Below are 11,836 nucleotides of genomic sequence, written 5' to 3'. Positions count from 1 at the left end.
TGCCGTACAATTTGTATCAACCTCAGGAGAACCGTCATGACTGCAAGAGCCGCTGTCGCTGCCCCTCGCTCACTGAAGCCTCAGTCGGCAAGGCTTGAGGCTCGTATCAGTCACGACTTGCACGTCGTCGTCAAACGTGCGGCAGAAATTCAAGGCAGAACCATGACCGATTTTGTGGTCCATGCCTTGCAGTCGGCAGCTTCTCAAGCCATTGAGCAGGCAGATCATGTGCGCATGACCATGGCAGATCAAGAGGCTTTTGCCAAAGCCCTGATCTCTCCTGCCAAGCCCAATGCCGCACTCAAGCGCGCATTCGCCAAGGCCAACAAGCTGCTGGTGGCTTGATGGCGGGCCCGTTTTCAGTTGTCCCGCTCGATCTCGACACAGACCGCTCAGGATTCGAGTGTGGCGTTGAGCCGCTGGACAGGTACTTCAAAACCCAGGTCAGTCAGGACATCAAGCGCCGTGTGACGGCGTGTTTCACGGCACTGGATGCCAGTGGCCGGGTGGCGGGTTATTACACGCTGGCCTCGGCCAGCATTTTGTTGACGGACCTCTCTGAAAGCTTGGCTAAGAAACTGCCTCGCTACCCCAATGTGCCTGCTGTTCGCATGGGGCGTCTGGCTGTGGATCAGGATTTCAAAGGCAAAGGTTTGGGTGCGGCCTTGCTCGCCGATGCCTTGCGCCGGGCAGTCATGGCAGAGATTGCTGCCTACGCATTTGTGGTTGATGCCAAGGATGAAAGCGCTGCCGAGTTCTATGCGCACCACGGGTTCCGTGCCACTGCGGACAACCCACTGTTTTTGTACCTGCCACTGGCAACTGTCAAAGACCTGGTCAAGCCATCGTGACCATGTCAGCACAACCCTGATATTTCCAATTTGCAGGCCTCCGTAGAGGCCTGTTTCACGTCTGCGACCCGTTGGTCGCGCCTCAAACCACCGCCCTGTGCTTGCTGCCTAGGCGGTTTTTTCATTTCTGGAGCAACACCAATGAGTAAACAATTGCGCGAGCTTCAAGCTCGCAAAGCCACCTTGGTCAAGGACGCCCGTGCCCTGACCGATATCGCCGCCGCTGAGGAGCGCGACATGACCGATGAAGAGCTGGCCGCCTTCAACGCGCTCAAGGCCAAGATCGAGGCGGCATCGGCTGCCATTGACCGCGAGGCTGCCCTGATCGCTGAAGAAGCGCACATGGTCAATGTGGCCAACGTAGCCCACTCGGCGCATTCGACCATTTCCCATGGCCAAAAGGCCACGGTGATTTCTGTCACCGACAACCTCGAAGCTGACCCCAAGCATGGCTTCAAGAGCGTGGGTGACTTCCTCAAGACCGTGCGTCAGGCGCAAAACCCCGGTGCTGCGATCGATGACCGCTTGCTGATTGGCTCCGGTCGAAGTGCCGTGGCTCCTGCCTCGTTTGGCAGTGAAGGCTCGGCGCAGGATGGCGGCTTTCTTGTGCCCCCGCAGTTCGCTCAGGAAATCTTCCAGCTCTCGTTGGGTGAGGATTCCCTGCTGCCGATGACCGACAACGTCGAGATCACGGGCAACACCATGGCATTCCCCAAGGACGAGACCACGCCTTGGGGCACCAACGGCATTCGTGCTTACTGGCAAGGTGAAGCCGCATCGGCCGTGGGTACCAAGCCTGTCCTGGGTCTGTCGACTCTGCGCCTCAAAAAGCTCATGGCCCTGGTGCCGGTGACCGATGAGCTGCTGGACGACACCAATGCGCTGTCCACCTACCTGCCTGACAAGATCGCCACTTCCATTCGCTGGAAAACCAACGAGTCGATCCTGTTCGGCTCTGGCACGGGCCTGCCAGTGGGCTGCATGACGAACGCCACCACGGTGACGGTGGCCAAAGAATCGGGCCAGACCACGCAGACCCTTTTGGCGCAGAACTTGGCCAAGATGATCTCGCGCCTGCCGCCGGGCTCGTTTGGCAAGGCCGTCTGGATCGTCAACAACGACGTGCTGCCAGCGCTCTTCACTCTGACGCTGGGCAACTACCCGATCTACCTGCCCACGGGCATGAACCCGGGTGGCATTCAGGTCTCGCCCTACGGCATGCTGCTGGGTCGCCCAGTCTTCGTCTCGCAACACGCCAACACCTTCTCTTCTGCGGGTGATGTGCTGCTGGCCGATCTGTCGTACTACCAGACCATCACCAAGGCCGGTGGCATGCAAACGGCCACTTCCATGCACCTGTACTTCGATGCGGACCTCACGGCTTTCCGCACCACGTTCCGCATGGATGGCCAATCCAAGATCGCCGCGCCGATCTCCCCCGCCAAGGGCAGCACGACCATGTCGCCCTTTGTCCAACTGGGCGCACGTTGATCGTCCCCGCACTCTGAAGGAGAACTCTGATGTTTCCCAATGCAAAAGGCAGTGAACTGTTCTCGGTTCTGGCCACCATCGATCCCGCAAGCCAGGCTGTGGGCACTGTCACCACCGGCTGGATCTCGGCGGGCAACCACCACAACCTGCTGGCGCTGGTCCAAAGCGGGGCCCTTGGCACGGGTGCCACGCTGGACGCCAAGATCCAGCAGGCCACCGACGCCAGTGGCACAGGAGCCAAGGATGTGACGGGCAAAGCCATCACCCAGATCGTCAAGGCCACGGGTGACAACAAGCAGGCCCTGATCAACCTGCGCCCCGAAGATCTGGATGTCACCAACGGCTTCGCCTATGTGCGTCTGTCGCTCACGGTAGCCGTGGCCGCCAGCGTCACTTCGGCGCAATTGCTGGGTTTCAACCCCCGCTTCGCGCCGGGGGATGCCAGCAACCAGGCCGCGGTCGCGCAGGTGGTCTGAGCCTGAGGGTGGAGCCATCACATGCCCATGCAGTTGATCACTCCGCCCGCAGGGGAGCCCATCTCGCTTGCCGAGGCCAAGCTCCACTTGCGGGTGGATTTTGATGACGACGACAGCCTGATACAGGTACTGATCTCGGCGGCTCGCCAGGCGGCTGAGACCCTGACCAACCGGCAACTCGTCACCGCGCGCTGGCGGATGGTGCTCGACAGCTTTCCCGGGCCCAGCCTGATGGGTGTGCCCGCAGGGCAGACCTTCACGCTGCCTGGGCATGCCGTTTTGCTGCCCAAGTCGCCTGTAGCCACGGTGGTGGAGATCCAGTATCTGGACATGGCAGGCCTCTTGCAGACCATGCCAGCAGCCAACTACACCGTCGACAACGCCTGCGAGCCCGCGCGCATCACCCCGGTGTTTGGGCAGATCTGGCCGATATCTCTGCCCCAAATTGGGGCAGTCAGCGTGATCTTTGATGCCGGATATGGGAGTGCAGATGCAGTGCCCGAGGGCATCAAGAGCTGGATCAAGCTGCGCGTAGGAAGTCTGTATGCACATCGGGAAGAGGTGGCCGCGCTCTCACGGGGGCGCATCGAGTCTTTGCCCTTTATCGACGGACTTCTTGACCCATACAAGGTGGTTTTGGTATGACGGTGATCCATGCGGGTCAATTGACCAAAAAAATCAAATTCCAACGCCCCAGTACCTTGCAGGACAGCTACGGGGGGCCTGCGCGAACCTGGCTGGACGTGGCCACAGTCTGGGCTGCAATCCAACCCGTGGATGGGCGAGAGCAGAAACGAGCGCACCGCATCGCAAGCGAGGTGTCCCATCAGATCACCGTGCGCTACCAAGCCAACCTCACCGATACCCGGGTGGTTTCATCCTATCGGGCGCTGTACAAGGCGCGCATCTTCAACATTCATGCCGTCCTCAATGACGATGAAAGCAATGTCCTGCTCACCTTGCTGGCATCGGAAGGTCTCGAATGAAGTGCAGTTGAAGGAGTGACCGACATGCTGGAGACACAGATCGACGGCTTGGCCGATTTGCAGAAATTGCTTGATCAGCTTCCCGTAAATATCGAGAAAAAGATCCTGCGCGGAGCTCTGCGTGCTGGCCAGAAGGTCGTGCTTGAGCAGGCAAAGAGCCACATTCACAACGTGAGCGGTGCACTGGCGGGCAGCTTGCGCATCAGTACGAAAGCAGGCAAAAACGGCAAGATCAGCGCCCGCGTGGTGGCGGGCAACAAGACCGCTTATTACGCTCACATGGTCGAGTTTGGCACTGCCAAGCACCTGATCAAACCGAAGAACCGCAAGAGCTTGTTCATCGCGGGGATCATGCGCGAGCTGGTGCACCACCCCGGCTCCCGAAAGAAACCGTTCATGCGACCCGCTGTGGATGCTGCGGCTCAGGAAAGCAGTCAGGCCATGGAAGCCTTCAAGGATTACATGCGCTCACGCCTGAACAAGGAGCTGGACAAGTTGCCCGATGAAGCGGATGGAGTAACCAAATGAGGGCAGAAAAAGTCGTCTATGCCATGCTCACCGGCAGTGAGGTGCTCACAGCGCTGGTGGGTTCGAAGATTTACCCAGGCCTGATCCCGCAAAACACCCCCATGCCCGCTGTTTCATACGAGCTGATCAGCAGCGTGGACATCGCACCCATCAACGCCCAGGCCGGTGGCGTGATCCTGCGCAGCCGCGTGCAGGTCTCGGTGCTGGCGCGCACCTATGCCGAAGTCAAAGTAATTCAGGAAGCCATTCGGGAAGCTCTGCTTTTTAAGAGTGGGCTGATCGCGGGCGTCCAGGTGATTGCCATCACCCGCGAACTCGTCGGTCCCGATGAAAGAGACGATGAAGCCGGCCTGTACATGCAGGGGGTGGATTACATGCTGATTCACGACGAAACCTGAATACTGGCATCTGATCAGTTCAAACCCAGCCCGCCTTGAGCGGGCTATTTTTTTTGGAGAAACACATGCCTCAAGCATCAGGTATTTTCAAGCAGGTGGCCATCAAGCGAGAGCTGAGTTATGGCGCCGCCCCAAGCGCATCGGGCGCTCAACTTCTGCGCCGGGCTCAATCGACGATTGACCTGACGAAAGAGACCTACCAGTCGGGCGAGATTCGCCCAGACATGCAGGTGGCCGATTTCCGTCATGGCGTGCGCCGCATCCAGGGCTCATTGCAAGGCGAGCTGTCGCCCAAAACGTACAGCGACATCTTCGCGGCTGTCCTCAAGCGCGAATTCACTGCTGGCGCCAGCGCCACCGGCCTGGCCATCACCATTGCCACCGGTACTGGCAACAGCTACACAGTGACACGCGGCTCGGGCTCCTACCTGACCGATGGCTTCAAGGTGGGAGACGTGGTGCGCCTCACGGCTGGCACTTTCAACGCGGCCAACCTGAACAAGAACCTGCTGATCACTGGCCTGACCGGCACTGTGGCCACCGTAATGACATTGAACGGCTCCACGCTCACGGCTGAAGGCCCGATCGCATCGGCCACCATCGGCGTGCAAGGCAAGAAGACCTACATCCCGACCAGCGGCCACACGGATGTCAGCTTCTCCATGGAGCACTGGTTCAACGACATCAGCCAGTCCGAGGTGTACACCGGCATCAAATTTGACAAGGTGGCCCTCGATCTGCCGCCCACCGGCATGGCCAAGGTGTCCTTTGACACCATGGGCCAGAACGTCACCACAGCGAACACCCGCTACTTCACCAGCCCCACGGCCGTCACAAGCAATGGCATCGTGGCCGCAGTCAATGGCGTGCTGCTGGTCAACGGTGCGGTGCAAACCGTGGTGACGGGTCTGTCGATCAACATCGATCCAGCCTTCTCGGGCGACCCGGTGGTGGGCGCCAACACCGTGCCCAACCTGTTTGCAGGCCCTGTGACCGTCACTGGCCAGTTCACGGCCTATTTCACCGATGCCACGCTGCGCGACCTGTTCGTGAACGAGACAGAGACCAGCCTGGTCGTGTCCCTCACCACCGACAACACCGCCAGCGCCGACGTGCTGACGCTGACCATCCCCCGCATCAAGCTGGGCGGACAGCAAAAGAGCGACGGGACTGGCGGCATCGTGCAGACCTTCCCCTACCAGGCCCTGCTCAACACCGCTGGCGGCTCCGGCACCAGCAGCGAGCAGACCACCCTGGTGATGCAAGACACCGCCATCTGACCCCACCCGAGCCCCAACACCTCCCACCCAAGGAAATCCCAATGAGCAACCTTCGCAACATCAAGAGCGTCATGAGCGCCCAGGTCGAGATCAAGGACGAAAACGGCGCCCCCACCGGCGTCTTCTTCGAGATCGCAGGCCCCACGCACCCCAAACGCAAGGCCATCTTGCTGGCCAACCAGCGTCGCCTGCAGCACCAGCTCCAAAAAACCGGCAAGGTCATGCTGGACGACCCGGCCGAGCAGGAGCTGCAGGCCCGCGACAACCTGGTGGCCTTCACCCTGGGTTGGACGGGTTTTACCGATGACAAGGGCCAGGAAGTGCCCTTCAGCGCCGAGGCCGCGCGCGATTTGTACGAGGCCGACGAATATTCCTGGCTGGTCGATCAGCTCAACACCGCGCTCAATGAGAAAGAGCGTTTTATGCGGCGCTTCGCGAGCAACTGATCGCGCACGCGCAAGCGCAATTTGACCTGTCCAGGCGCCTGCCGGACGGGCTGACCCAGCGTGATCACCTGCAGGCCTATGCCCAGTCCTGCGGCGAAACACCGCCTGAGTTGATCCTGCCGCCAATCCCAGCGGGCCTGGAGCTCCTCTGGGACATCTTTTTGCAGCTGCACCACATGCGCCGCTCGGGCATGGGCCCCAGTGCCATCGGTGCGCCCGACCTGCTGGCCTACCAGCAGCTCAATGGCATTGAGCTCAACCCCTGGGAACTGGATTGCATCCATGCGCTCGATCAGGTGGCCCTGAAGGCCGCAAGTCAGAAGTAAAGCGGCACACACATGAGCACGATTGCAACTCTCACGATTGAAATGGCGGCAAACATCGCTCGCCTTCAGACTGACATGGACCAGGCCAAGCGCGTGGTCAATGACAGCATGAAGTCGATCGAGCAGGCCGTCGGCCTGGCCAAGACCGCCTTCGTGGCCTTCGCTGGCATTTCTTCAGTGGATGCCTTTGTCGGCATGGTGCGCGGCTCGATCGAGGCAGCGGCCAAGCTGCACGACCTGGCGGCGCAGACGGGTGCCACGGTGGAAGCCCTGAGCGCCATGAGCGCAGTTGGCAAGACCTCCGACACCAGCATGGAGACGATCAGCGCGGCCATGAACAAGTTGGCCAAGAACATGGCAGGGGCCACCGAGGACACCAAGGGCGCAGGCAAGGCCCTTGAAGCCATTGGCATTGACTTCGCCACCTTCAAGGCCTTGAGCCCGGACGAGCAAATGCAAGCCGTGGCCAAGGCCATGGACAACTTTGCCGACGGCTCCGGCAAGTCGGCAGTGGCCATGGCGCTTTACGGCAAAGAAGGCGCCAAGCTGATCCCGTTCCTGAAAGATCTGGCCGAGGTGGGCGAGCTGCACGCCAAGGTGACAGCCGAGCAGGCGGCCATGGCCGACAACTTCAGCGACAACCTGGTCAAACTCAAAGCCAGTGGCGAGGGCTGGAAAAAAGAGCTGGCCATGGGCATGCTGCCCGCCCTGAACGAGGCGGGTCAGGCCGTTCTGGATGTGATGAACGGCACCGGCGGCCTGCGCGAAGCGGTTCGCGAGCTGTCCAGGGACGGCACGATCGCCGAATGGACGCGTGCAGGCATCACCGCTTTGACGTACCTGATCGACGTGGTCGAGGCCCTTTGGCGCGTGATCCAGCGTTTGTACCTGGAGACCAAAGCCGACTTCGAACAAATGGGCGCCTTGTTCACCGGCGTGGGCAAGGCGTTCAGTTTGGCCGCAAACGGCGACTTCAAGGGCGCCATGGAGGCCATGGCGGCGGGCATGGAAAAAGCCAAAGAAGTGGCCGTCAAAGCCCATGACGACATTGAGTCGGCCTGGCAAAAGCAGCTTCTGGGCGAAAGCATTCGCACACGGATGGCGGAGCTTCAAGGTCTGGGCACGGCTTCGGAGGTGGCCAAGCCGAAGTTGGACTTCACGAACGTGATGAACAACAACAAGGAGGCTGCTGACAAGCAGGCCAAAGCCTACGCCGACTTGGTGGCCAGCATCAACGAAAAGATCGCCGCAGCCAAGCTGGAAACGGAGGTGGGTGGGAAGCTCACCGAGGCGCAGAAGCTGCAGCTCGAAATCAGCAAGCAGGTCGAAAAGGGCACCATCACCCTCAAGGACGCCACCAGCGATAACACCAAGGCGCTGCTGGCGCAGCTGACCGCTGCCGAGCAGGCCAAGGCCGTGCAGGAAGACCTGCACAAGGCCAGCGAGGAAGCCTGGAAGGAGTACCTGAAAAACACCGATGCGCTGCAAAAGAATGTGCAGGCGATTGAAGACAAGGTGCGCAAGCAGCTCGAAGAAAACGACGCCATTGGGAAGACGAAAGCCGAGCTGCTGCAGCTGGAGATCGCACGCCTGAAGGACGAAGCCGCCACGCTGGGCCAGATCGTGCAGCAGGAGGAATACCTGGGCCTGTGTACCCGCGAAACCGTGGCGCACCAGGATACTCTGGCAGCCCTGAACAAGCTGATCGAAGCCAAGGAGCAGGGCGTCCACCTGCAGGCGGCCAAAGAAGCCGCCGATGCCTGGGAGAAGACCGCCAAGATCATTGAGACCAGCCTGACGGACGCGCTGATGCGTGGCTTTGAGGCGGGCAAAAGCTTCGGGCAGAATCTGCGTGACACCCTCTCCAACCTCTTCAATACGCTGATCCTGCGCCCGATAATCCAGCCGATCGCGCAGGGCGCATCGAGCGCCGTTCTCGGCGCCGTGAGCATGGGTGCCAGTGGCGCGGCTTCGGCGGCCACCCCTGGCTCACTGGCCAGTCTGGTCGGTGGCGCAACCGGCTTTCTGGGTGGCGGCCTGAAGGCTGGGTTTTCTGGCATCTTCGGCGAGGCGGGTGTGGCCGGGACGATGGATGCGGGGATGATCGCCCTGCAGTCCGGCAACCTTTCCGGCGGCCTGGGCACCCTTGCAGGCGGTGCGGCTGGCATTTTGGGCACGGCTGCCGCTGGTATCGGTCTGGGCTCCCTGATCGCAGGCGACAAGAGCGTGGGTGGCCTGAGCGGCACCGCATCCAGCGCGATCGGCACCGCCATCGGTGCGGCCATCGCTGGCCCTCTTGGCGCAGTGCTGGGTGGCGCTCTGGGCGGCGTGTTCAACGCGGCTTTTGGCATGGGCGACAAAGAAACGACCAGCAAGGGCGTGAGCGGCACCATCGGCGGCGGCGCCGTCACCGGCCAGCTGTACGCCAACTGGAAGCAGGACGGCGGCTGGTTTCGCAGCGACAAGAGTGGCACCGACTACGCGGCCATGACTGCGGACCTGCAGGCCGCCATGGACAGCGGGGCGCTGGCCATTCTGGAATCGACCAAGGCCTACGCCGACGCCCTGGGCATGCCTGCCCAGCAGCTGGCCACGATCACCTCCAGCTTCACGACACAGCTCACCGGTGATGCCGAGAAGGACAAGCAGGCCATCCTGGACGCGCTGGGCCAGTACCAGGTGGCGCTGACCGCTCGTTTCCAGGATGCCCTGTTGCCCTTTCAAAAGGCTGGGGAGACGCTGATCCAGACGATGCAGCGCCTGACACTGATTCAAACGGTCAGCGAATCGCTCAACAGCCTGGGTGAGGGGTTTGGCAACTTTGCCCACGCCAGCGTCGATGCCCGCGAGTCGATCATCGGCCTGACCGGCGGCATTGATGCGCTGGTCCAGAAAGCCAACGGCTTCGTCAGCAATTACTACAGCCAAAACGAGCAGGGTGGCATCACCGCCAAGGCGGTCGAACAGGGCTTGGTGGCCGCCGGGTTCACGGCCGAGCAGATCAACGCACTGTCCAGCCGGGCCGACTATCGCGCGCTTTTGGAAGGCCTGGATGTCAACACAGCCACCGGCCAGCAGCAATTTGCTGCCTTGCTCAATTTGCAGGACAAGTTCGCTAGCGTCTCGGCGCTGATGGGCGACCAGAAACTGACGCTGGACGAACTGGCCAAGCAGGCTCCGACCGTGGCCGCGCTGGACAAGCTCTTCACGCCCACCCAGGACACGGCGCAAGCCACGCAAAACGTGGCCGACGGCGTGGCCACCAGCAACACATTGCTGGGAGCCATCTCGGGCAAGCTCGACGCGATCAGCGCTGCCTCAGACGCTGCAGTGGCTGCAGCCAACTCGGCCGCAGCAGCGGCTGCGAATGCGGCCGGTGCAGCATCGAGCGCCGCAAGCGCTGCCAGCTCCGCTGCCAGTTCTGCCTCGCTCGCAGCGGCTGCGCCGACATACAGCTACGACATTGGTGGAGGAGGGGGTTGATGGCTCAGATCGTCATTGCCGACGTGGACGTGTACGACCCAGGCATCGGTGGCACCAGGACACTGCGTTTCGCCACGCAGAGCTACACCACCGGTCCCACTGATACCCCGGCCAACACGTTCTACGACGGCCGCATCCAGCAACCGGCCAACATCAGCCGCACCTGCTTCAGCGACGCCAAGACCACCGGCCGCACCCAGATCGGCTACGGCGACATGGTGCTGGTCAACAACGATGGTGCACTGGACAGCCTGCTGGCCTACAGCTTCGCTGGCCGTGCCATCACCATCAAGCTCGGCGTGGTGGCCCCCAACAGCAACCGCGTGCCCACCTGGGTGACCGTGATCAAGGGCACGATGGAGCAGGCCGAGCTGTCCTGGCAAAAGGTGACCATCCGCGTGCGCGATCGCCAGCAGGACGTGGCCAAGCCGCTGCAGCAGGTGCGCTACGCGGGCAGCAACACGCTGCTAGGTGGCGTGTTGAATGGCCTGGAAGGCGTGGCCAATGACCTCAAGGGCAAGCCCAAGCCGCAGGTCTTTGGCCGGGTGTTCAATGTGGCCCCGCCACAAGTCAACACCGACCGGCGCATCTACCAGGTGCATGCGGGCAGTGCTTTGTCAGCGCTGCTGGCGGCCTACGACCGGGGCGCACCGCTCACGGCGGGGGCAGTCTACAGCTCCCAGGCCGACATGGAGGCCAATGCGCCCACAGCGGGCCAGTACCGGGTCTGGAACGACGCCACGGCGGGCTGCTCTGTGCGCCTGGGCAGCGCCCCCACAGGCACGGTCACGGTGGACGCTGTGCAAGGCGCTGCCGTGACCAACCGCACGGTGGGTCAGCTGTACAGCCAGATCTTGCAGGCCGCAGGCATCAGCCCCAGCGACATCAACAGCGCCGACATCACGGCCCTGGATGCCGCTGCGCCTTACGAGGCGGGCGTGTACGCCCCCTACGACCAGGACATCACAGCGCTGGAGCTGCTGGACACCTTGTGCGCCAGCGTGGGGGCCTGGTACGGGTGCGACGCCTCCGGGGTGTTTCGCATCGGGCAGATCGCGGTGCCCAGCGGCGCGGCCGTGGGCACCATCACCGCGACCGACATCCTCAAGATCGAGCGGGTCTCCAGCCGCGACCCGGGTGTGGGCATCCCCGCCTGGAAGATGAAGATCGGCTACCAGCGCATCTACAGCGTGCAAAACGACCTGACAGCAGCCGTGATCGATGCCCGCAAGGCCTACCTGGCCGAAGAGTACAGGCGTGTGGAATCCAGCGATGCATCGGTCAAGACGGCCAACCTGACCAGCCCCGAGCTGGAGTTTCTGACGGTGCTGGCCTCGGCCAGCGATGCAGCGGCCGAAGCTGACCGCAGGCTGGCCATCTACAAGGTGCGCCGGGACATGTACCAGCTCACGATCCGCGTGGATGCGCCGCTGGCTGCTGCGCTGGACATCGGCAAGATCGTCACGCTGCAGGTGGCCCGCTTTGGCATGAGCGCCGGTAAGAACTTTCTGGTCATTGGCATCCGCACCAACATGCGCGGCTACCAGTTTGACTTGACCTTGTGGGGTTGA

General features: G+C 61.9%; 13 protein-coding genes. All 13 read left to right on the top strand.

What is annotated here, in order from left to right; translation table 11 throughout:
• Window positions 1-36 precede the first annotated feature (36 nt).
• The 13 genes from IC609_RS14595 (at window position 37) to IC609_RS14535 (ending at window position 11,836) form a co-directional block, all read left to right on the top strand.
• A complete protein-coding gene (locus tag IC609_RS14595; RefSeq protein ID WP_191820270.1) occupies window positions 37-345 on the top strand; it encodes a type II toxin-antitoxin system TacA family antitoxin in 309 nt (102 codons plus the stop codon).
• On the top strand, window positions 345-851 hold the full coding sequence (locus IC609_RS14590) for a GNAT family N-acetyltransferase (RefSeq protein WP_225224223.1): 507 nt from the start codon (window positions 345-347) through the stop codon (window positions 849-851). The genes IC609_RS14595 and IC609_RS14590 overlap by 1 nt, the downstream gene beginning before the upstream one ends.
• Before the next feature lie 141 nt (window positions 852-992).
• Window positions 993-2,342 carry a phage major capsid protein gene (locus IC609_RS14585; RefSeq protein WP_191820268.1) on the top strand — a complete coding sequence of 450 codons (1,350 nt, stop codon included), beginning with the start codon at window positions 993-995 and terminating at the stop codon, window positions 2,340-2,342.
• A gap of 29 nt (window positions 2,343-2,371) precedes the next feature.
• Entirely contained in the window at window positions 2,372-2,818 is a 447-nt protein-coding gene (locus IC609_RS14580) for a hypothetical protein (protein ID WP_191820267.1), read from the top strand.
• A gap of 21 nt (window positions 2,819-2,839) precedes the next feature.
• A complete protein-coding gene (locus IC609_RS14575; RefSeq protein WP_191820266.1) occupies window positions 2,840-3,463 on the top strand; it encodes a head-tail connector protein in 624 nt (207 codons plus the stop codon).
• Window positions 3,460-3,804 (top strand): phage head closure protein, encoded by a 345-nt coding sequence (locus IC609_RS14570; RefSeq protein ID WP_191820265.1) that lies wholly within the window; start codon window positions 3,460-3,462, stop codon window positions 3,802-3,804. Before IC609_RS14575 ends, IC609_RS14570 begins: the two co-directional genes overlap by 4 nt.
• Window positions 3,805-3,828: 24 nt before the next feature.
• On the top strand, window positions 3,829-4,332 hold the full coding sequence (locus IC609_RS14565; RefSeq protein WP_191820264.1) for an HK97-gp10 family putative phage morphogenesis protein: 504 nt from the start codon (window positions 3,829-3,831) through the stop codon (window positions 4,330-4,332).
• Window positions 4,329-4,730 carry a tail completion protein gp17 gene (gene gp17, locus IC609_RS14560; RefSeq protein ID WP_191820263.1) on the top strand — a complete coding sequence of 134 codons (402 nt, stop codon included), beginning with the start codon at window positions 4,329-4,331 and terminating at the stop codon, window positions 4,728-4,730. Before IC609_RS14565 ends, gp17 begins: the two co-directional genes overlap by 4 nt.
• A 65-nt stretch (window positions 4,731-4,795) precedes the next feature.
• Window positions 4,796-6,010: a phage tail tube protein gene (locus tag IC609_RS14555; RefSeq protein ID WP_191820262.1), complete on the top strand. Its 1,215-nt coding sequence runs from the start codon at window positions 4,796-4,798 to the stop codon at window positions 6,008-6,010.
• 41 nt (window positions 6,011-6,051) lie between these two features.
• Complete coding sequence (locus IC609_RS14550) at window positions 6,052-6,456, top strand: hypothetical protein (protein ID WP_191820261.1); 405 nt, start codon at window positions 6,052-6,054, stop codon at window positions 6,454-6,456.
• Window positions 6,453-6,782 carry a phage tail assembly chaperone gene (locus IC609_RS14545; protein WP_456298536.1) on the top strand — a complete coding sequence of 110 codons (330 nt, stop codon included), beginning with the start codon at window positions 6,453-6,455 and terminating at the stop codon, window positions 6,780-6,782. The genes IC609_RS14550 and IC609_RS14545 overlap by 4 nt, the downstream gene beginning before the upstream one ends.
• A gap of 12 nt (window positions 6,783-6,794) precedes the next feature.
• Window positions 6,795-10,265: a hypothetical protein gene (locus IC609_RS14540; RefSeq protein ID WP_191820259.1), complete on the top strand. Its 3,471-nt coding sequence runs from the start codon at window positions 6,795-6,797 to the stop codon at window positions 10,263-10,265.
• On the top strand, window positions 10,265-11,836 hold the full coding sequence (locus tag IC609_RS14535) for a hypothetical protein (protein ID WP_191820258.1): 1,572 nt from the start codon (window positions 10,265-10,267) through the stop codon (window positions 11,834-11,836). Before IC609_RS14540 ends, IC609_RS14535 begins: the two co-directional genes overlap by 1 nt.

The organism is Limnohabitans radicicola, assembly GCF_014837235.1.
Classification (GTDB): domain Bacteria; phylum Pseudomonadota; class Gammaproteobacteria; order Burkholderiales; family Burkholderiaceae_C; genus Limnohabitans_A; species Limnohabitans_A radicicola.
Note: the sequence above shows the minus strand (reverse complement) of the source record. Positions and strands in the feature narration are given on the sequence as shown.